Annotated in this window: 23 protein-coding genes; 1 reads left to right on the top strand and 22 read right to left on the bottom strand. The window is 34.3% G+C overall.

Annotated elements, in window-relative coordinates; all coding sequences use genetic code 11:
* Positions 1-57: 57 nt before the first annotated feature.
* From L1S34_RS08910 to L1S34_RS08810, 21 genes are all read right to left on the bottom strand, one after another.
* Positions 58-345, bottom strand: a complete 288-nt coding sequence (locus L1S34_RS08910) for a GIY-YIG nuclease family protein (RefSeq protein WP_236363728.1) — start codon at positions 343-345, stop codon at positions 58-60.
* An 818-nt stretch (positions 346-1,163) separates the two neighbouring features.
* On the bottom strand, positions 1,164-2,039 hold the full coding sequence (locus tag L1S34_RS08905) for an N-acetylneuraminate synthase family protein (RefSeq protein ID WP_236363727.1): 876 nt from the start codon (positions 2,037-2,039) through the stop codon (positions 1,164-1,166).
* Entirely contained in the window at positions 2,032-3,192 is a 1,161-nt protein-coding gene (locus L1S34_RS08900) for an acylneuraminate cytidylyltransferase (protein ID WP_236363726.1), read from the bottom strand. Before L1S34_RS08900 ends, L1S34_RS08905 begins: the two co-directional genes overlap by 8 nt.
* A 57-nt stretch (positions 3,193-3,249) precedes the next feature.
* Entirely contained in the window at positions 3,250-4,323 is a 1,074-nt protein-coding gene (locus L1S34_RS08895) for a glycosyltransferase family 2 protein (protein ID WP_236363725.1), read from the bottom strand.
* Between the two features lie 7 nt (positions 4,324-4,330).
* Positions 4,331-5,476 (bottom strand): glycosyltransferase, encoded by a 1,146-nt coding sequence (locus tag L1S34_RS08890; RefSeq protein ID WP_236363918.1) that lies wholly within the window; start codon positions 5,474-5,476, stop codon positions 4,331-4,333.
* Between the two features lie 42 nt (positions 5,477-5,518).
* On the bottom strand, positions 5,519-6,430 hold the full coding sequence (locus L1S34_RS08885; RefSeq protein ID WP_236363724.1) for a glycosyltransferase family 2 protein: 912 nt from the start codon (positions 6,428-6,430) through the stop codon (positions 5,519-5,521).
* Entirely contained in the window at positions 6,427-7,527 is a 1,101-nt protein-coding gene (locus tag L1S34_RS08880; RefSeq protein WP_236363723.1) for a glycosyltransferase WbsX family protein, read from the bottom strand. Before L1S34_RS08880 ends, L1S34_RS08885 begins: the two co-directional genes overlap by 4 nt.
* A complete protein-coding gene (locus L1S34_RS08875; protein ID WP_236363722.1) occupies positions 7,511-8,374 on the bottom strand; it encodes a glycosyltransferase family 2 protein in 864 nt (287 codons plus the stop codon). The genes L1S34_RS08880 and L1S34_RS08875 overlap by 17 nt, the downstream gene beginning before the upstream one ends.
* Positions 8,375-8,419: 45 nt before the next feature.
* A complete protein-coding gene (locus tag L1S34_RS08870; RefSeq protein WP_236363721.1) occupies positions 8,420-9,238 on the bottom strand; it encodes an FkbM family methyltransferase in 819 nt (272 codons plus the stop codon).
* Positions 9,239-9,285: 47 nt separating this feature from the next.
* Positions 9,286-10,065, bottom strand: a complete 780-nt coding sequence (locus L1S34_RS08865) for a glycosyltransferase (protein WP_236363720.1) — start codon at positions 10,063-10,065, stop codon at positions 9,286-9,288.
* On the bottom strand, positions 10,062-10,928 hold the full coding sequence (locus L1S34_RS08860) for a glycosyltransferase family 2 protein (RefSeq protein WP_236363719.1): 867 nt from the start codon (positions 10,926-10,928) through the stop codon (positions 10,062-10,064). Before L1S34_RS08860 ends, L1S34_RS08865 begins: the two co-directional genes overlap by 4 nt.
* Positions 10,929-10,930: 2 nt before the next feature.
* The gene (locus L1S34_RS08855; RefSeq protein WP_236363718.1) at positions 10,931-11,716 is read right to left on the bottom strand and encodes a glycosyltransferase family 2 protein; all 786 of its coding nucleotides are present in this window, start codon (positions 11,714-11,716) and stop codon (positions 10,931-10,933) included.
* Positions 11,717-11,731: 15 nt separating this feature from the next.
* Positions 11,732-12,679 carry a glycosyltransferase family 2 protein gene (locus L1S34_RS08850; protein WP_236363717.1) on the bottom strand — a complete coding sequence of 316 codons (948 nt, stop codon included), beginning with the start codon at positions 12,677-12,679 and terminating at the stop codon, positions 11,732-11,734.
* Positions 12,680-12,697: 18 nt separating this feature from the next.
* Complete coding sequence (locus L1S34_RS08845) at positions 12,698-13,657, bottom strand: glycosyltransferase family 2 protein (protein ID WP_236363716.1); 960 nt, start codon at positions 13,655-13,657, stop codon at positions 12,698-12,700.
* Positions 13,658-13,665: 8 nt separating this feature from the next.
* Entirely contained in the window at positions 13,666-14,448 is a 783-nt protein-coding gene (locus L1S34_RS08840; protein WP_236363715.1) for a glycosyltransferase family 2 protein, read from the bottom strand.
* Positions 14,449-14,452: 4 nt separating this feature from the next.
* Entirely contained in the window at positions 14,453-15,610 is a 1,158-nt protein-coding gene (locus tag L1S34_RS08835) for a glycosyltransferase family 4 protein (protein ID WP_236363714.1), read from the bottom strand.
* Positions 15,589-16,482 (bottom strand): NAD-dependent epimerase/dehydratase family protein, encoded by an 894-nt coding sequence (locus L1S34_RS08830; RefSeq protein ID WP_236363713.1) that lies wholly within the window; start codon positions 16,480-16,482, stop codon positions 15,589-15,591. The genes L1S34_RS08835 and L1S34_RS08830 overlap by 22 nt, the downstream gene beginning before the upstream one ends.
* Positions 16,479-17,357 (bottom strand): class I SAM-dependent methyltransferase, encoded by an 879-nt coding sequence (locus L1S34_RS08825; protein WP_236363712.1) that lies wholly within the window; start codon positions 17,355-17,357, stop codon positions 16,479-16,481. Before L1S34_RS08825 ends, L1S34_RS08830 begins: the two co-directional genes overlap by 4 nt.
* Positions 17,347-17,952: an acyltransferase gene (locus L1S34_RS14910; protein ID WP_305070433.1), complete on the bottom strand. Its 606-nt coding sequence runs from the start codon at positions 17,950-17,952 to the stop codon at positions 17,347-17,349. Before L1S34_RS14910 ends, L1S34_RS08825 begins: the two co-directional genes overlap by 11 nt.
* A 17-nt stretch (positions 17,953-17,969) precedes the next feature.
* On the bottom strand, positions 17,970-19,229 hold the full coding sequence (locus L1S34_RS08815) for an ABC transporter ATP-binding protein (RefSeq protein WP_236363711.1): 1,260 nt from the start codon (positions 19,227-19,229) through the stop codon (positions 17,970-17,972).
* Positions 19,230-19,335: 106 nt separating this feature from the next.
* Complete coding sequence (locus tag L1S34_RS08810; protein WP_236363710.1) at positions 19,336-20,205, bottom strand: ABC transporter permease; 870 nt, start codon at positions 20,203-20,205, stop codon at positions 19,336-19,338.
* A gap of 340 nt (positions 20,206-20,545) precedes the next feature.
* On the opposite strand from L1S34_RS08810, the gene L1S34_RS08805 reads away from it, so the two are divergent.
* Positions 20,546-20,905 carry a bleomycin resistance protein gene (locus L1S34_RS08805; protein WP_236363709.1) on the top strand — a complete coding sequence of 120 codons (360 nt, stop codon included), beginning with the start codon at positions 20,546-20,548 and terminating at the stop codon, positions 20,903-20,905.
* 739 nt (positions 20,906-21,644) lie between these two features.
* Here L1S34_RS08805 and L1S34_RS08800 read toward each other — a convergent pair.
* Complete coding sequence (locus L1S34_RS08800) at positions 21,645-22,124, bottom strand: hypothetical protein (protein WP_236363708.1); 480 nt, start codon at positions 22,122-22,124, stop codon at positions 21,645-21,647.
* Positions 22,125-22,344 lie beyond the last annotated feature (220 nt).

The raw sequence follows: 22,344 nt of genomic DNA, 5'->3' as shown, positions 1-22,344 counted from the left end.
ATTTTAAAAAGTGTATCGAGAACAGGACGATAAAAAACATTTATCAATTAAAAAAGATTAAAACTTCTTTTTAGCCAAATTGGGCAAGGCATCAAAATCTCCATTTATGAGTGCTTGTTTTTTCGCACGCGACCACTTTTTGATTTGTTTTTCTTTTTCAATGGCCATATTTATATCTGTAAATTCAGCATAAAAAACGAGATCTAATGGCCTGCGCTTAGCGGTATAGCAGTCGGGATAAAAGCCAGATTCATGTTTAATCATCCTAGCATCCAAATTACTAGTTACTCCTGTGTAATAAGTTTCATCTGAACATTTTAAGATATAGACATAAGATACTTTCATCCTTAGCTTTATTTTTAAAAGTTATTTTGACCTCTTGATACGTTACGCTACTCGAAGTGACGTTAATACATCGTCAGTTCGAGTGTTTTAAACAAAAATGCGATAGCTTTTTTGTGTAAAATGTATCGAGAACAGTACTGCAAAAAAGACAACTTCTCGATACACTTTTGCTTCGCTGCGCTACTCAAAAGCACTCGAAGTGACGGTAAAGAAATACTTTTGTTTCGTTGCGCTACTCGAAGTGACGCCCTTACCGACTCGACCATAATCGTCAGTTCGAGTGTTTTAAACAAAAATGCGATAGCTTTTTTATTTAAAATGTATCGAGAACAGTACTGCAGGCAAGACGGCTTCTCGATACACTTTTGATTCGCTGCGCTACTCAAAAGCACTCGAAGTGACGGTAAAGAGATACTTTTGTTTCGTTGCGCTACTCGAAGTGACGGGAACTTCTTCCTCGATGATAATCGTCAGTTCGAGTGTTTTAAACAAAAATGCGATAGCTTTTTTATTTAAAATGTATCGAGAACAGTACTGCAAGCAAGACGACTTCTCGATACACTTTTGTTTCGCTACGCTACTCAAAAGCACTCGAAGTGACGGTAAAGAGATACTTTTGTTTCGTTGAGCTACTCGAAGTGACGCCCTTACCGACTCGACCATAATCGTCAGTTCGAGTGTTTTAAACAAAAATGCGATAGCTTTATTGTGTAAAATGTATCGAGAACAGTACTGCAGGCAAGACGACTTCTCGATACACTTTTGTTTCGCTACGCTACTCAAAAGCACTCGAAGTGACGAGAATATGTTGTAGTCGTTTACGACTTTCTGTTTTTTAATTTATCGCGCTGCACTTGCTCTATTGGCAATATATCGGTTGATTTGAAAGCCAGAGCACTATGCACTGCATGCAAATCTCGTGCAAGTTTACGCAAGCCCATAGGTTCTAAAGAGGCTGCATGATCCGTACCTTTCCAGGTTCGATCAATGGTGTAGTGTCGTTCTATGATATTCGCGCCAAGTGTATATGCTGCTACATCTACGGCAATACCTAGATGATGACCTGAAAATCCAATGTGCTTTACTTTGTCACCGTACTTTTGTTGTAGCAAGTTGATATCCAACAAGCATACATCTTGAAAAGGTACTGGATAGCCTGAGGTACAATTGTACAACACCAAATCTTTATTACGACCTTTTTCGAGAAAGTAGTTAACTAAAGTGTCCGCTTCATCTTTAGTAGTCATTCCTGTTGAAATGTGAATTTCTCCCTGATAATTATCGCACAACCAGGCTAACATGTCGTAATTATTATTACAAGCCGACGGAATTTTAATAAATTCTGGGTTCAAAGAAGCAATTTCTTTAGCTGAAGTAGTGTCCCAAACTGAAGTAGAATAGGTAATCCCAATCGATTCGCAGTACTCTTTTAGCTCACGATGCTGCTCCACATTGAATTCTAGAAACTCTCGATGTGCGCCATAAGTATCTCCGTAGGAGTTAGAGGCATTGGGGTGCGGCGCATTGTATTGCTCCTCGGTCAATAATTCTTTGTTGTTTCTTTTTTGGAACTTCACCGCATCTACATTGCAGAAAATTTTAGCAATCTTGATTAGTTCCTTAGCTATTTCCATATCCCCTTTGTGGTTGCAACCAATTTCGGCAATCACATATGGCTTTTTATAATTACTCATATCTTTTATTGTACTTTATAATCGTTTCACATACCTCTCTTATTGCACCAGCACCTGAGGCTGATCCGAGAACAAAATCGGCATGATGTTTTATTGTTGATGTTGCATTTGCTGGAGCAAAAGAAAGTCCAACAGTGCACATATTGGTCAAATCGTTTACATCATCGCCCATGTAAGCCACCGCTCCAAAACTACTATTTTTACTCGCAAGAACTTGTTTCAAAAAGGAATATTTGTCCTTTACACCCAAAAAAGTAGCTTCAATTTGTAATTTTTTCATACGCTGCGCCACCAAGTCTGAATTTTCGGAGGTTAATACGAGCACCTCAACCGCATGCTGACGTAGTATTTCGAGGCCCATACCATCGCGCATGTCAAATTGTTTGGCTAGCTCTCCACTTTTATCGTAATAAACGGAACCATCTGTAAACACGCCATCTACATCTAGTACCAGATAGTCAATCCTTTGGTTTTGTTTTCGTTTCTTTTGGCGTTCCATCAACAAATTTTCAACTATAAGCCAATCGGTAGGACTGTCAATTTCGGTATAACTATTTTCTTCCATTGTTACCAGACCTACTGCACCACTCAAACGGCTTTTTGATTCTATGAATGCCAGTTTCGTACTAGCATAAACGGCACCATTTTCGACTAACAAACCATTGAAATCTTGTCTTCTTGGACGGTGATTGAAATCGTAATTTTGAGGTGTTCCATCAGTATTCCAAGTAAAGCGATGAGTTTTTACTACCGTTAAGGCACTGTCTTTTTGTTGTTCAACAAGCTGTTGCAATACTGCATTGATATCGCAAGCCTCTGTAAAAGGTGAAGTTGCTTGCAATAAACATATGATATCGTAATCGTGATTTATTTTTTCTGAAAACTCTAACATAGCGCTTTCAGTCGATGCGGTATCAGTAGCATTTTCATCCACTCGTAGTAGTGCTTTTACTTTAGCAGTCCAATGGTATTCCCGCTGCACAAAATCAATAACTTCTTGATCATCTGTAAAAACATATACCTCATCTAGCTCAGAAAAAATAGCAGCCGTAAGCACCCATGTAAACAGAGGGCGTCCGACCATTTTCTTTTTATTTTTTCCTGGGATTCCCTTCGAATTTTTACGTAGTGGAATAAGTCCTATTTTTTTCATTTTAGATAAGTATCTTTTATTTTGATTATCAATCAACTCAACGAGAATTCCAAATTTTTAGAATATCATTTTCAATTCGATAAATTTAGCTTTTCGATCATAAGTGTAATGATACGGATTATTGCGATGAAATTGCACAATCTGTTCCAGAATCAACGAGTTTATTGACTCTAATTCCAGTTCATCGTAAATTCTGTTTGCTATTCGATTCTTAATTTTGTTTTTCCATCTTTCTTTAACCCCAATTGAAACAATTTTTAAATGAATACTTTCATCTTTAAAATTATGCAACTGTGACAAAACTGCATTCACTTTTTTAACTGAATTTGTTATTTGAAGCGAATTATCAAATGTTGCGTTGTTCAATTTTTGATATAAAAACTCTTCTGCTAATAAACCCCAAGGTTGTTTTTGATTTACAATCAATCGCTTTGTTGTCTTGGTAAGTTGTAAATATTCGTGATTAATTTGTTCTAAACCGATGTGAAATGGATGTTTACTTTTCTTATTGCGATATTGTTTGGCGTGCCACTGGTGCTTAATGATACAATCTGAATCATAAAATTTGATTGCATAACCGAGCAACTGCATCCTAACATGCATGTCTGTATCTTCGGCACCCCAACCATGATAAAACTCATCAAAACCGTTGATACTTTGAATACCAGAAGTAGGAAATAATGTAGTACCTGTAACCTCTGGACTACCTTTAAAATCAACGGTATAGTCTTCAAAAGATTTATTTAAAAGAGATTCTTGTTGGGCTAAAAAGCCGTATTGAAAATACCAAACTTGTTGGTCATTCATTAAAGTATAAACTGTATTAATAAAATGTGGTGCAAAAATTAAATCGACATCACCTACTAAAAAATAGGGTGTAGTTGTTTGTTTCAATGCAATATTAATGGCTCGACTTTTATTCCACAGCTGTCCGTTTACCGGGCATAGAATCAGTTTAATTTTTGGATACGCTTGAATTGCTACTTTTAAAGCCACTACATATTCTGAGTCACTACCATAGTCTATAAAAAACAACTCGAAAGCATCATTGGTTTGATTCAAGAGCGAATCCAAACATTTTTTTACAATTCGAAAATCGCGATTGCGATTGGTTAATACAAGTGTGACCATTAATTAATTATTGTCTTTTTAAATCAAAGATATCATTATACATTTTAATAATATTGTTTTTAAGCATCGTACGATCGTATCGTTGCTTAATCAATTCAATATTGTAATCCATTGCATTACTAATTAAATCAACATCAAGCAAAGCACTTTCAATTTGGTTTGCAATTGCGGCTGCATCCAATGGGTCTTGAATTAAAAATCCATTTTTACCATCTGAAATCACCTCTTCGGAAACACCTCCTGGATTAGATTGAATAGGGAAAGCGCCCATACCCATTGCTTCAAGTAAAGCATTTGGCATTCCATCTGATACACTGTTGCCAATGTGTAGCACTGCTTTTCCCATTATTTGTAAAAGCTTTTCATTGGCCAGAAACTGACCTCTAGGAATCACTTTACAAGGCAATGATTGAAAAAATAAATCCATTTTTATAGTTTGAACAATTATTTCATCAGCGCTGTAAACAAACAACTCATAAGGAGATAAAAGTTCTTTTTTTACCATTTTCAAGGCTTGTAGAACAACATGCGCTTTTCCTACCCCATCATCATAACCTTTCACAATAATTTGATTGCGATTTTCTCTCGTTTTTATATAATCGTGCTTAATAGCTATTCCTCCATTGCCAGGATACACTCCAAGAAAAGTATTTGAGAAACCTGTAGCTTTTGCAATTTCATGATCTCTATGGCAATCAGTGATTAAATAGTTTACCCTTTGTAAAAATTGATATGCACGTTCTTGCGAAACGCCTAATGCTTTAAAATAATACAAATCACTGCCCCAAGAAGAATACACTAAAGCAATCGAACCGTGTTTTTGCAATACCTTAATCAAGGGTAAGCCCGTTAAACGCATTTCAAAACTATGAATTAAATCAGGCTGAAACTGATCAATCAATTTTTCAAAAACTACGGCTATGTCTTTTTCATTGAATCTAGCGAGCCATTGAGAAATTTTTGGGTAATTCATTTTGATGGTTTGTCGAAATGGAAAATCCCATCTCAATTTCCAACCTTTAATTTGATGTACCCATTTAATGCGTTGCACCTCTGCTCCTCCGTCTGAAGCATCAAACCAGATCACCTCATGCCCACTGTTTTCCAATTGGTTTACCCATTGAAAAAAATGATGATTGGGGATAGATACCATCAAAATTCGCATCTTAATTTGAAGTTTGTTTGTACATAAATTTTAACTTTTCAACAGAGAATACAAATAAAATTTTATCCAATGCATTTGCTGTGGTACTCCAATTAAATTCTTTAAAAAAAGTTGAAAACCTTTGCCATACGAAGCTTCACGATGGTAACAAGTTATCAAATCTTTTTGGCGATCAAAAAGACTGACTGCTGTGACATGCTTTTTATGCTTAAAGTTGGCATCTGCAAGTACATCTTGTAAAATACGCACCAAAACCTCAATAAATGTACTGTTTTTTTTCATGATGCCAAATGAGACACCAATGTTCATGCGATAAACAGCCGTTACCTCATCCATATAATGTACTTTTGAACCATCTTTCAAAATCCAGAGATAGGTTTGCCAATCACCAAAAGGGAATTTTCCAATCCAAGAGGGAATACCCGCTCCTTGCAGTTGAGGGTTTTCAAACAAAGCGCTTACCGAAAAAATACTGTTTTGCTGTATCAAATCTTCGTAAAATAACGTTGTTTTGTTGAATGAATATCCATAGGATTCTATACCCCCATCAATAAACAATTTATTCACAGCCGTATAAACAATTGAATACTCAGGATTACTATTTAAAAAATCAACTTGTTTTTGTAATTTATTTTCGTCAATCCAATAATCATCCCCATCGCAAATAGCAACATAGGTTCCATCACATGCCGCTATTGTTCGCATATAGTTGGCAATCAAGCCTTGGTTTGAAGTTGGGCTTGGCAGTAATTTTACAAGGTCACCATATTTTGCCGCATAGCTTTCGCAAATATGTCGGGTAGTATCGATACTACAATCTTCCCCAATGACCAACTGGATTCTAAAAGTAGTTTTTTGCATTAAAACGCCTTCAATCGCTTGAGCAATAAACGCTTCTTGATTGTAGGTGAGCATAAAAATACTTACGGTAATATTGCTCATTTGGAAATCTTTTTTGATTGACCTTCTATTACCTCTTGGGTTGCTTCAAGATATGCAGTACCCCATTTTTGGCAAGGTTCTAAATGATTTCCCTCGGCCCATTCGTTCCATGCATTGATGAACAAAAATGTATCTGACGCTTTTCTCCAAGGAAAATTATCAGCAATATGCTGCAGCCATTGTTTGTATTTTTCAGGTGTTGATTGATGCAGAATGAAAGGATAGTTTTTTTTTCTAGCAGTATTATCCCACATGGGAGTTATACCTGGATATACCTTTGGATCGAAGGTGTTATTCATTTGATGATTCGCATACGCCTCATAATCATTTATGATGACTTTTGGTGGTGCGGATGTACCTGTTATTTTTTTTGTTTTTATCTTAACTCTTTCCCATAAGGTTGCTTTTGGTGCCACAGGAGTATCTGAAAAACTGGGCTGAAATTCAAAGGCAAAATCAAAACAATCCATAAAAACTTTATTGACAGATTTACGAGCAAATCCGATATACAAATCAGGAAACCCTGCTTGCTGTACCAATTTACGCCATGTTTGAATGGTTTTGTACATATCTGGAAACAAATTTGGACGATACACCATAAAAACAGGTTTACCGTTGACTTTTATGTAGCGGTCATCCTTAAAATATGGAATTAAAAATTCAATATGTTTTTCATCATCTTCGGGTGAGTATTCTTGTTTAAGCAATACATCGCGTTCTGCTTCAATCCAAGTTCTTGTCCAATTCTCATTGGCCCAACACATCATAAAAGGCAAATCTTCTTTTGGATTTCTAATTTTACGTTGCAATGGCTCCTCAAGTACTTGCTTACCATTAAACCAATAGTGATAATAACAAAAACCGTAAATTCCATATGACTTTGCTAATGCTTCTTGAGCAAGCCGGGCTTCTTCAAGTCGCAAGTCATAAAACCCTAAATCTGCAGGCAAATGGGGTTGATAATGATCTTTAAAAAGCGGTTGCGCTTTAGCCGCGTTCGTCCACTCTGTAAACCCTTTGCCCCACCACTGATCATTTTCTGGAATGGGATGAAACTGTGGTAAATAAATAGCTATGGGTTTAATTGTTTTTAACATATTGGTAAAAGTGAAGAATTTTGGCTTTAATGCGAGCCTTTAATTTTTTAAAAATAGTGTTTTTATTTTTATTTAAAATTTCTCTTTTTTTGAGTTTGACTACTTTTCGATAGAAAGGATCCTTTTGTGCTTCAAAATATTGTATTAGAATATCTGCACTTTGTAAAAAACCTTGTCGCATCACCGTATAATTGCTGCTCATAGACTTTTGGCGGATACGATAATAGGCTAATACCTTGCTATTATTCTTAATCTTTTTTGCCTTGTAAAACAATTGCACCCAAAAAACCCAATCTTCATGGTTGGGAAGATTTTCATCAAAAAAAATGGCATTCTGGCATTGTAAATTTCTCTCGAATAAAACAGAATGACAAGGTATAGACAATCTATATTCCCAATCTAAAATAATTTGGTTTACATACGATTTCTCAGATACAAAAGGCGTTAAATACCTATTAGGCGCTGCTGTATTGGGCGTTCCGTCTAGAAAAGAAAAATAATCTGCAATACTAATCGAAGCTTCTTTTAAATCTTGTATTTGTAATTCGAATTTTTGCGGATGTAACCAATCGTCACCATCCAAAAGCTGAATATAAGTTCCTCGTGCCAATTTTAATCCGGTATTACGAGCACTACTTAAACCCGCATTTGTTTGAAAAACATATTGAAATCGAGGATCTAAATTGCAGTAATTCTCCGCGATAATTTTGGAAGTATCAGTGCTTCCATCATCTATAATCAAACATTCCCAATTGGTAAAAGTTTGATTTATAACTGATTGCAAAGTCTCTTCTAGAAATTGTGCTTGGTTAAAACACGGAATAATCACGGATACTTTATCGTTCATATTTACATTGTTTGCTTTACCTTTTATCGCTTTATAATGACAGTTTTACGACAAAGTTAATTCGCGTACAGCAAATATACTAGACCAATGCTTGTGATCTTTCCAAACTTTAAAACCTTGTTGTTCAATTATCAATTTAAATTGGTCCAAATCAGCTTCATTGTCCAAATGCATTTCAATATTCATGGCTCCTACCTTTTGCATCCAACTCAAATCAGCTGCACGCAAAATAGACTCTTCGGCGCCTTCAATATCCATTTTCAAATAATCAACATAATCTAAATTATGATTTTTAAAAATAGTCGAAAGTTGTAAACAAGGCACTGTAATTTGCTGACTGGCAGCACTGTCTTTAGCTTGATTTACTATAGAATAGGAATCAAAATTAGCTTCTTTAGCATAACTCACGGTAGCATCTTCTATCCAAACCGCTGTATTTACTATTTGTACATCAGGATACTTTTGAGTGTTGGCTACAGCCAAAAAATAATTTTCCTGATTCATTTCATATCCAATAATTGTGGCTGAAGGATATTGATTTTTAAGATGAGCCACTGTTAAACCGATGTTACTTCCTAAGTCTAAAATAACTGGATTGGACCGAAGTGTTGCTTCAGTAGGCGGCAAATGATATTGCTCTTGCAGCACATAGAAAACTACATCCTTATCAACAAAATTTTGGCGGATTGTAATACCATATTTCAAGCCTTTGGGTTTCAAGTGAATGTGTCTTGTAGTATTTGTTTTTCTATTGATTTGATCCAATTGATACTTATCATAGCGCGAAAACAACGGATGCACAGCCAATCCATTTTTTAAGGTTCGAAAGTGTTTTTTTAATTGTTCTATTGCAGATGTAAACATATATGGAATTTTGAAATTATACTTTGTAAATATAGACTTGACTTGATTTAGAACTTTTTAGGTTTATTACCCATAAAAGATAGTAAAAACAATAATCGCTTACTATGGTAGTAACAATCGATGAAAAACTGTTTACCACTGTTCCAGATTCCACCCATAAATCCTTTGCAAGCATTAGCTAAACTTACCTCTTGATGCCACAATTGATAATTGCCTACCACATCATTTTTGAATCTAAAAAACAACTGTTTGGGTGTTCTTTTTATTTCGTAACTAAAAACCACAGGAGCAAATTCAATATCGTAGCCATGACTGAGTAGCCGAACGGTCCATTCTTTGTCTTCAAAAGTAGATACGTCTTCTCGAAACGGATATTTTTCCCAAACTGTTTTACTGAAAGCCGAACCTGAAAATATCAAGCCTGATTTGTTAGGGTCTGCCTTTGCTGAGATGTTATTGATATAATTGCGGTAATCGTTGGTGCGATGCAAACAACGCAAGCCCGCTAATTTAGGATTATTATTAAATTTTGCTTGAATCACCTTAAAAAAATCTGGACTCACCGGATACGAGTGAGCACTAAAAATAACCACTATTGGATGCTGTGCTGCATTGGCACAAACATTAGCACTGCCGCCAAAGCTAAAATGTTCGATAGTAATGAAACGTGCGCCATATTGTTCCGCAACTTCGTTACTGGAATCTGTTGAAAGATTATCGACAACAATAATTTCAGCAATGTCCGCGCTGTATCGCTCTGTTAGATTTTTTAACAAAAAAGACAAAGCCGTAGCTTGATTTTTATTTCTGATGACTACTGAAATCATAGCGTAGAGTTGGTGTTTATTTTACTTTTTGATTTAAAAATCGAAAAAGGTTTTGCTATAATTTTTGCTATTTTGAACGCGAACGAGTATTTTATTTTTTGCTCAGAGTTACGATACATATTAGTTAAAAAAAACAAATATGAAATCGTATTATCAAAATGCTTTTGGTACAACTCTTTATGTTTGGTCATCATGTACTGCAAAATTGCAATCCTATGATTCTGCAAAGTAGCTGTTAACATGGATTGCTGTGCTTTTCGATAAAAAAACAGAAATTCTGGTACAACGTGATAGGTTTTACCCGTTTTTAGAAGCGAAATCCAAAAATCCCAATCTTCAAAACCTAGCTTCATACCTTCATCGTAACCTCCTGCGTTTACCCAACTTTTTCTTCTATACAAAGAGGTAGCAACCAAATTATTTTCAAAAAGCATGGCGTGATAGGTCGTACCAATTGGTTTTTGTTCTTGAAATGTATTTTGTATGGTATCCTTAAAAAATTTGGTATGACAAGATACAATTGCTACTTCATCATTTTGCTCTAATTCAGGAACAGTCTGTTGTAAATACTCGGGATGTAAAACATCATCTGCATCTAATGGTAAAATATAAATGCCTTTACTAGTAGCAATTCCGGCATTGCGAGCCGAGGATAATCCGCCATTTATTTTCTCTACATATCGAAATCTACTGTCAGCAGCGCACCATTGTGCCGCCAATGTAGCGGTATTGTCTGGACTGCCATCATTCACGATAATGCATTCCCAATTAGTATAGGTTTGATCTAAAACTGATTGCAGAGAATCCTTTAAAAAATGAGCTTGCTTGTAGCAGGGAACGATGATAGAAACTAGTGCACTCATTTTTAAAAACGATTAAGAAATTTTAACTGCACCAACAATCTTATAATTCTTGATTTTTTAAAGGTAGTTACTATATTTTTATAAAGCACGGCCTCTGCACTATCTTGTACAAACAAAGCGTATTCATTGTCTAAAACCTGTTGCCGTTCTGCTTGTTTTAAAGACCAATTGGCAGGATTGGAACTCATACCACCAATATAAAAAGTAGCCAATGTGCTGTTTACCTTTTTATAGGATACTTGATTTTTGCAAATACTATCGATAAAGAATTTCCAATCGGATAGAATTTTAAAATCTTCTTTGTAGCCTTTGGTTTGTTCTAAAGCGCTTTTGGCTATAAAAGTTGCGGGATGCGGTAAAGTATCTTGTACAAAATACGAAAAAGACAGCACTTCAGGATATTCCTTAATAAAACGAGTTGCGCCTTCAACTACTTGCAAATTAAAGTAAATAATTTGCTGTGCTGCAAGGTGGTGATGGTATTGCGCTAGCACCGTATTCGAAAAAAAATGATCCCCACTATTTAAAAAAAGTAGGTATTTACCTTTCGCTTTAGCAATGCCTTTGTTCATGGCTTGGTACACGCCTTTGTCCGGCTCACTTACCCAATATGAAAATTGTTGTGATTTACTTTCTAAAAATGCCACACTCCCATCAGTTGAACTGCCATCAATAATGATGTGCTCAAATTCCTGCCAGGTTTGACTGGCAACGCTCTCGACTGTTTTTTGTAAGCCAGAAAGATTGTTGTAATTAACGGTTATGATGGAAAGTTTTGGTGGTAACATGGTTTACAATTGGTTCTAACGATACAAAAATGGAAAAAGGATTTGTCTTTGTCTAATTATTGGAAAATATTTAATACTTAAATAAGAAAATAAAATTTTAGGATTTGAAAAAAATAGATAAAACCAATAGAAAGTATCATTTGTAATGCTATTACAATTTCTAATTTTAAAAACCCACAACCAATACAACGTTTTATCTATTTGTTGTAACGCAATTTCATGCTTACAACTCCAAAAAATAACTGATTCGTACAACTTAATATTATATACTTTATAGATTTCATCCTGATTGAAAATATTGGTGTTATGGACGCCTCTTTTGGCAACTGGACTAAAGATATTACTTGAAACTAAGCTACATTTTAAAGCCAATTTATAAATCAAATCGGAATCTTCGGCAACCATTAAATCTTCATTAAAATAACCTATCACATCAAAAACAGTTTTCTTAAGGGTTAGGCCATTCAAATGTAAATATCCATATTTACTTGTAATAACAGCATCAAATAATTCATCTGGCGGAACACGTTGACAAAGTGTACTTATTTTATTTTTTAAAATTTCTTCTTTTGAAGCATTGCGGTAATAATAAAATCCTACTGCATTATAAGTACCATCTAATGAAGCATTATTTGCTAAAATTTCTTTATCGTTCAAGAATCTATCAGGACAATAATAATCATCGGCATCTAAAAATGCAATGTAATTATTCCTTGCATTTTTTATTCCCAAATTACGAGTGGCTGAGCGACCTTTATTAATGTGATTATGATGAAAGTAAAGTTTAATTGCCAGATTTGAAGTTTGCAGTGTCTTAACAATTTTACAAGTGCTATCCGTGCTACCATCATCAACTACAACAACTTCACTTACTTCCGGTTGTTGTAAGGCTGAAACAATTGCTGTCTCTATAAATTGCTCTACATTGTAAGCGGGTATCACTACCGATATTGAAAAATTCATTTGCACATAGTTAAGTGATCATTTTGAGTAAAAAAAACTAAAATATTGTCTTCGTCTTCTGACCAAAGGGAAATATTTTATATTTAAAGTAGAATAAAACAGTCTTCTACTTGAAAAAAACAACTTAAACCATAATTGAAGCTCCGCTAATAGATTATCATTTTGTTTATGTTTTAACATCCATATTTGTTTCAAAGTAATATCCAAAAGCGATTTTTGTATTTTATTCTTACTAGCCCAAATCAAGATCGATTGTAACATTTCGAAATAGTTCGATTTATACAGTACCTCATTATAAAAGACATTTGCTTCATGAACACCTCTAATTGCCAAAGGTTTATCAATAACACCCGTTTGTAAGTAGCATCTTAAAGCCATTTTCCAAAAAATTTCAGTGTCTTCTGCGACTTGTAGTTTTTCGTTAAATAATCCTATTTTATCAAAAACAGTTTTTTTTACGGTTAAGCCGTCTATTGAAAAATGACCTCTGCAACCAAGTAGTAAATTTTCAAATAGCTCTTGGGGTTTTATGATTTCAGAAACGGTATAGAGTGCCAAATTTGCTTGCAGTTCAGTAGTCACATCTGTGTAAAAATGAGCACCAATAGCATTATACACTCCATCACAATTCGGGATTGACTCAAATATTTTAAAATCATTGTCAAAACGATTTTCAAGGTAATAATCATCAGCATCTAAAAAAGCAACATAGTCTCCCGTAGCTTTTTGGATTCCTAGGTTACGTGTGGCAGAGCGTCCTTTATTAACGCCTTTAGGATGTTGATACAATTTTAGCAGCGAAAACTCTTGTTGCAGCTGCTTTAGCAAGGGCCAAGACTGATCTGTACTGCCATCATCAACCACGACAATCTCAGTAACTTGTGGTTGTGCAACCACAGAAGCAATGGTTTTTGCTATAAACCGCTGACAGTTGTAAACCGGAATTATGACTGATAAAGTGTTTGAATGTTGCGTCATTGTTTTATTTAAAATTGATCCAACCAACCCAAACGAATCATCCATTGAATTTTGCGTGATTTTCGCAAATTTCGAAGGACTCGTTGTAAATAATTATACTCTTTTAAGTCTTGCATTAAAATCGGAAATTCAGTTGCCAATACCGTTGCGCGTTCGGCATCGATCGTGGCCTTATTTTCAGGAAGACTGCTAATACCGTCTTGGTAAAAAGTAGTAAAAACTCCGGCAACCTTGCGGTACGAAAAATTATATTTTAAAACCGCTAGGAGCAATAATTTCCAATCGGCTACTATTTTTAATGTCGTATCGTAATACCCTAATCGTTCAAAAACTGTTTTATGAATAAAGGTACATTGGTGGCAAGGTAAATTATTATGCAAATAAACGAATGAAAATTTTTCTGGATTATGCAGTGTAAAGCTAGTACTTGCAGTGACAACATTAATATCAAAATAGATAAAGCCATCTTGCTGCAACTCTTTTTCGATTTGAGCCAAGGCGTCATTGTGATTAAAATGATCACCGCTATTTAAAAAAAACAAATACTCACCTGTAGCTTTGGCAATACCTTTGTTCATGGCATCGTAAATACCTTGATCAGGTTCGCTAACCCAATACGTTAGTTCCGTATTGTGCGAGGCCAAATAGGTTGCGCTACCATCTGTTGAGCCGCCATCAATTACAATATACTCAAAGTTGCGCCAAGTTTGACTTAGCACACTTTCGACGGTTTTTTGTAAACCAGCCACATTGTTGTAATTAACAGTGATGATAGAGAGTTTTTTGTTCATTGTTTTACTGAATGTCTTCTTGATTGTAAGTTAGATTTCTAAAATTCTGTGCAAATTCTTCAATATTAACTTTATAATCTATATCATATTTTATTTTATCACTAGGATTTATAAACACATCTTGCATTTTTGTAGATAATTCTTGAGAATCAGAAGGATCAAAGTAATACGCTTTATCAGCAAGTTGCTCTTTATGGACTTCAATATTTGAAACAATCAGAGTTTGATTTAAAGCTTTAGCATCCTCCACAACCGTACTCCAACCTTCAAACAAAGAGGGTTGAATGATAGCTACTGCATTTTTCATTAAAAGTAGTTGCTCATTTCTGTCAATGAATCCTAAAAAGAGTATTTGATTGTCCAATCCATACGAAGTAACTTTTTCTTTTAAAAAATCAGTATAATTTGGATTGCGATAATCATTTTCTTTACCAGTGAAAACAATTTTCACTTTGACATTTTTATCCCTTAAAATTTTAACTGCTTCTATAATAGCAATATGATTTTTATGTTGCCAGAATTGATTTGGCGCAATAAAATATTCTCCAATTATTCTATATTTTGCTGCAATTTCATTGAAAAGATTTTGCTCAATAGTTGGATGTACAACAGCAAACCGTAATATTTTTTTATCATTAGTTGCATGAGGGTAAAACTTCATAAAATCTTGCATTGCAGTATTGCTACTGAAAACAATAGTGTGATTAGATTTTATAATTTCTTCGTACCGACCATTTCGTGCTTGAATCTCACCTACTGAAAAAAAATTAGGCAAATATTTTTCTTGTAAATCAGGAATCCAAAAAATTATTTTTTTTACATGTTTAAATTGGTTTTGAACGTCAAAAAGAGGAAAAATGACATCAAATTTAATTTTCTTTTTAAAAACCTCTCTACCTGAAAGCTTCCCTGAAAAAAAATTAATCAATCTTTTGATCTTATTATGCCTAATTGTTTGGTTAGAAAATTTGAGTTTAGAATACTTTGTAACCTTGGCTAAGTTTTTAAAAATTGTTTTATCCTTGGCTAAAATATCAAGCACTAGTTGATCTTCTTTAGCTAGAAAATTTAAAGAACGTATCATATTTTCAATATAATATGTACCCCCAATCCAATTCTCATCATAATTATAAATGATTCCTACTTTGCTTCTTTTAGCCATTTTGAGTACTTTTTTAGCCCTAAAGACAAATTAAATTGCGCTTTAAAACCGTATTTTTTAAGGTTTTCCATATCAGCAAGCCAATTATTAGGATCTCCTAATTTCACTTGGCCATTAAACAATACCTTCTTTTCAGGAGAAAACTCATTAATAAAAAGGTGTGCCGCTTCTGCAATTGTAATTTCGTGCTGGCTGGCCACATTGTAAATTGCACCTTGGAAGGATGAGTGTTGGATAACCAAATCAATAATTTGCATCAAATCATCTATGTAAATAAAATCGCGGGTTTCACTTCCTGTCCCAAAAAGCAAAACAACATCATCTTGAAGGGCTTTTTGATACAAATCCCAAAACAATTGTTTTTTCAACCTTGGTCCGTAAGCTGAAAAGACTCGCAAACTACACGTTTGTAATCCAAAAAAATTATGGTATTCCGTTAATAACAATTCGCTTTGCAATTTATGAAAACCGTATGGAGATAATGGTTTACATGCTGTGTTTTCAGTTATAGGTAACATTTTGGGATTTCCATAAACAGCTGCACTTGAAAAATTTATAAATTTACAAGTAGGATTGTAATCCCGGATTGCTACCAATATTTTTTGAACATTGACCACATTTAATTCAAAATCTCTTGAAGGATTTTCAAATGAAAAGCCCACATGTGCAGAACCCGAAGCATTAATACAAACATCAAATTGATGCTCCTGAAAAGGTAATGAAAAATTAGAATTTTGAGGCTCAATTTGATAATAATTAGTTTCCGTAGCTGTATTAGTTCCTGCTTGAAAAACCTCATATCCTTTGGATTGAAAATAATCAACACAATGACTTCCAATAAATCCTTTTGAACCTATGATTAATATTTTCATTTTTTTATACATAAATAAGAATACATTCGACCAGGCACTTTATTTTCATCATATACAGTTTCCTTATTCAACTTAATTTTCCTCAAATACATTCTTTGAAAAAATGGCACTTTTGCCAACACTCCTATTTTTTCGTTCAAATATAAAATTGCTTTCCCTTTTTTAATTTGGAACATGTCCAACATTTCTTCTCTTGAAATAGGAAAATAATTAATTACATTATCGTAATATCTCATTTCTTTAAGAATTTCAAGACCTGAAGCAATCATTGCACTTCTATATTCTAAAGGTGTAAAAGCATTCTCTCCTCCATAAAATTTTTGAAGTGGATGATTCTCTAAAAACCATTCTTTATCTTTTTTATCAAAAATCACATGATCACGAATAGTGATAAATAATCCTCCCTTTTTTATTACTCGACTTGCTTCTGCGACAAATTTTCCTAAATCGTATGCATGATGCATGCATTGGCGTGCATAAACGATATCAAAACTGTTATTTGGCAATTGAAGTTCTTCTGCAAAAGCTTCAAATACTTCTAAATTTGATAAATTGTACTGCACTTTTAATTTTCTGATTGCACCAGCTCCCACTGTATCACTTGGATCGGGTTCTATTGTTACAACATTATATCCCTCAAGAGCAAATGCAACTGCGCTAATTCCATTACCACTACCAATATCTAAAATAGTTTTTGCATGGGGTTGAGATTGCTTTATCAAGCCAAGTGTTTCAATAAATTCGTCACTTTTGCGAAAGCGCTCTACATTCAAATGCAAATTTTCCTCGAAGTAAGCCTTTTGAACTAAGGCTGCAAAAGCAGGCTGCGTTCTAATATATTTTATGGTTTCTTCCCAGGTCATTTTATCTTTCATTCTCAGGAATTTCTCTAATAATTTTCGCTGGATTTCCTGCTACAATTGTCCAATCAGGAACGTCTTTTGTAACTACGCTTCCAGCCCCAACAATTGCTCCCTCACCGATTGTTACGCCTTTCAAAATAATGCTATTAAAACCTATCCAAGCTTTATCTTTAATTACAACCTTTCCCCTCTTTACATTTGTCCAATCTTTGTATCCTCCAATTTTATTTTCATCAACACCTTTTTTCCAAGAAATCACATCATTCGCTCTTTCTGACCAAACATGCGAATGTGAATTATTATCTGCTACTGTGCAACCCCATGAAAACATTACATCACTTCCTATCTTAATTTCTTCAATGCAAATAAAGGTTCCTCCGCCAATAAAAGTTCTATCACCTATTGTAATTTTACCTTCACTAATTTCGAAAACAAAAGTTCCATTTAACAAACAGTTTTCACCTATTTCAAGATACTTCTTGCCTACTAAAGGATTTCTCATAGAAATATTTATGTTGGCAATATTAGACGACTGCGGACATACAATAAATTTCGAGTTGACATCTAAAGTAACATTACCATTATTCCTTCTGAAGATATATTTCAATATTTTTTTTAACATTTTCATACAACTTTCCAATTGCAATCTACAATAACACAACCAAAATCATTTGTCCCATAGATATGAAAATCAGAACCAGTTTCCACAATCTCAAAAGACAAGCAGTTTTCCTGATAATCTATAAGTTGAACATTGGGTATATGCATGCCAAAAGTAAGGTTAAATTTATTGGCTACTAAAAATTGCTGTGGTAATTTAACCTCAAATTGATGCAAACCTGCTTTCTTAACTTCTTCAACCAATTTTATCTCGGAAGTGAATATTACCCTTTCATTTCTATCTACAACTCTAAAACCCATTTGAGAATTGAGATGTTGTTCTGCCACTTGTGCTGTTATCTTGATTGCAATAGCTTCATCAAAACCGAACTCTGTTCGAATTGCATCATTTTTATCTACAATAGAAATACTTACAAATCCGGATTCTTTGACTTCATCGTTGACATAATGCCCTTTGTATCCTTCGTACTGGTTTGATTGTAAATAATAATCAATTCCGTCATTAGTATTTCCTTCAAAAACTACAGTACCATTTTCCATCATTATTGTTTTGGTACACAATTGTTTTATTGCCGCCATATTATGACTCACAAACAAAACCGTTCGGCCACCAGTTTTAGAAATATCCTGCATTTTGCCAATGGCCTTTTTTTGGAATTCAGCATCGCCTACTGCTAAAACTTCGTCAATAATTAAAATTTCAGGTTCTAAAAATGCAGCTACGGCAAAAGCCAAACGAACGTACATCCCGCTACTGTATCGCTTTACGGGAGTATCAATATAGCGCTGGCAGCCTGAAAATTCGATTATTTCATCGAGTTTAGAAGTAATTTCTTTTTTGGTCATACCCAAAATAGCACCGTTTAAATAAATGTTTTCACGGCCTGTCATTTCGCCATTAAAACCAGTGCCAACTTCGAGCAACGAGGCAACACGACCACCAAACTTAATGCTTCCAGTTGTAGGAGCCGTAACACGTGATAAAATTTTCAATAAGGTCGATTTACCAGCTCCATTCTTCCCGATTATCCCAATAACTTCACCGCGACCAATTTCAAAATTAATATCCTGAAGCGCCCACACATAATCACTATCGCCTTTCGTAGAACGATCGTTGGTTTCGCCAATCTTCAAGTACGGATCCTCTTTCCCTCGTATTTGATGCCACCAACGATTAAGGTCATGCATCAATGAGCCAGTACCTACTACTCCAAGTCGGTATTGTTTAGAGATGTTTTCTGCTTTTAATATTATGTCTTTCATTATTTTTTGCTGAATCGTGAGTGGTGAGTAGTGAATAGTCAATTGTGAATCGTGAGTAGTGAATCGTGAATAATTAAAAATCAATTCTCAATTCTCAATTCTTACTTTAAACCGTATCAATAAATTTCTTTTCAGTATGATTAAACAAAAGTAACCCTATTAAAAAAACACTAACTGTAATCATCACCGTATAGATCATACCCCAAATTGGAAATTCACCCGTACTTAGTAACATATAACGAGTAGCTTCTATGCAATACGCTAAGGGGTTGTATTTTACAAGCCAAGCATAATTGGGCATTTTAATTGCAATTAACTCTAAAGGAAAAAAGACTGCCGAAATGTACATGAGCAATTGAACACCAAAGCCAATAAGGTACGTTAGATCACGGTATTTGGTTACTAATGCCGAAATCATCATACCCAACCCAAGTCCAAGCACTCCCAATAAAATAACAATTAAAGGAAAAAAAACAGTAGCGCTGTTAAAAGAAATTGCAGCATTCTGGCTATAGTAATAGATAAAAAAACAAAGAAAAATAAACACCTGAATTAAAAACTTAGCCAAATTTGAAATTACCACTGTTAAAGGTGCGATAATTCGGGGAAAATAAACTTTTCCGAAAATACCAGCATTGTTTGCAAACGTATTGGAAGTACCGTTCAAACAAGAGGTGAAATAATTCCAAACCGTAATACTAGCCAAATTAAATAAAAAAGGAGGGACTGTGCCTGTACTAATCCCTGCTACATTATTAAAAATGATGGTAAAAGTGATACTGGTAAATAAAGGTTGAATGAAAAACCACAGTGGTCCGAGAACAGTTTGTTTGTAAACCGTTACAATGTCACGTTTTACAAACAAAAATAACAAGTCACGGTATTGCCATACTTCCTTTAAATTGAGGGAGAAAAATTTATTTTTAGGTGTTATTTCAAACAGCCACGTGGTATTGGTTTGTTCGTTTGGGGTCATAGTTTTTGGATTGAACTTTGTAAGCCTAACCAACAAATATGCTTGGTCAAATAAAGTAAACAAATATAACAATTTTAGGATGGTTTTAACAAATGCAAAAACAACCACTTATTGATTTACCGACTAAAATATTCGTACAAATAGCAATGGTAATAAAATAAAGTGGATGCTTAGGTCGCCGTTTATCAATTATCTGAAACACAATAACAAAATCACCAAGAATAAGTAAAAATGCAGTAAAAAACGAAGTTTAAAATAATTACCTTAGCGTTTTATCGACTAAAAGCTATTATATCAGACAGTAAAAACAAAAATATAACCAACAAAAATATAAACCAAAATGTTGACACAAATTCATCCTAAACTTCCAATGCGCAATAAAGCTGTAACCAAAGCTTATTACACACAGCAACTCGGATTTGTTGATGTGAGCGCCCATGATTATGAAGGCTATTTAATAGTAAAAAGAGACCAAGTAGAAATTCACTTTTTTGAATTTAAAGAATTAGACTCGTTAGAAAACTACTCAGGTACCTACATCAGGACCAACGAAATAGAAAAATTTTACAAAGAATTGATTGACAAAGGCACAGCTATACACCCAAATGCACCATTAAACATCAAACCATGGGGACAGAAGGAATTTGCGTTACTTGATCCGGATCACAACTTACTCACCTTTGGCCAAGCAGTAGAATAAAATGAATTTATTTAATCAATACTAATTCTCGATATACTTTTGCTACGCTGCGATACTCAAAAGCTCGCCAAGTATCGAAAGCTACGCCGTCAGTTCAAGTGCTTTGTACAATAATACAATAGCTTAATTGTACGAAGCGTATCTGGAACAGTACTGCAAACATGAAGATTTCTCGATACACTTTTGTTACGCTTCGCTGCACAAAAGCACTCGAAGTGACGATGAAATAAACTTTGATAAGCTGCGTTACACAAAACCACTCACAATACCGATAGCTAGGCCGTCAGTTCGAGTGCTTCTTACAATAATGCAATAGCTTTATTGTAAAAAGTGTATCGATAACAATGCTGCAAACAAGACGACTTCTCGATACCCTTTTGTTTCGCTACGCTACACAAAAGCACTCGAAGTGACGGTGAAATAAACTTTGATAAGCTGCGTTACACAAAACCACTCACAATACCGATAGCTAGGCCGTCAGTTCGAGTGCTTTTAACAATAATGCCATAGCTTTATTGTTAAAAGTTTATCGAGAACAGTATTGCAAACAAGACGACTTCTCGATACACTTTTGTTATGCTTCGCTACACAAAAGCACTCGAAGTGACGGAAGCATTTTAATTTTGCTACGCTACAAAAAAAGCAATCGTCTTGAGAATAGAACAAATTAAATAAACTCTTGACCTTAGAATAGCATTTATTTAAAAAACTAACAAACCGTTATTATGTGATTTTAAAATCATTCACATGCAACCTTGTCGAATTTAAACTTGACAGAATCAAAATCAATAGGTTCTCCTTTTACGAAATAGGTAGCACCCATAGTAGTCTGCATTTTGCCATTCCCTAAAATCAGCTGCTCTCCACGTTTTAAAAAAGCCATAGGATTCTTGAAAGTTATTTTTTCATTACTACCTTCAATAAAGGTATAACTAACAAATAAGGTATCACCACTAAATTTACCTGCAATTGCACCTTTTTTTATCGGCATTTTATCAAATTGAATTTGCATATTGCCTCCAATCTTACCACCATTGAATTTCTCAACTTGTAAATTTATTGTATCACGTTCATATATAGCTTTGTAACATTGCACAGTCAATGGCTTTTCAGCATTTTGTTTCTTTGAAGTTCCTTCAATATCTTGTTTCTTGTCTTGGCAGGATGTGATGGCTAAAATAGAAGCCGTAATAAGAAATAAATTTGTTTTTGTTTTCATTTTGATAAAAGATTGATGGTTAAATAGAATATAATAACGTAAGATACTAAGAAAATATTTTCTTTTGCGTTCCAAACAAATAAAATAAAACTTAAAAAAACATCAAATAAAACAAAGACAATATGTAAATGCTAAATACCATATACAAGGAGATAAATATCACACTAACCTCAGTAAATAAAAAACCCTTCCACACATTAGTGTAGGAGGGTTTTTATCT

It is taken from the genome of Flavobacterium sp. K77, assembly GCF_021608205.1.
GTDB classification, from domain to species: Bacteria; Bacteroidota; Bacteroidia; order Flavobacteriales; family Flavobacteriaceae; genus Flavobacterium; species Flavobacterium turcicum.
The sequence above is the reverse complement of the archived record's forward strand: the minus strand, read 5'-3'. Positions and strand labels throughout refer to the sequence as shown.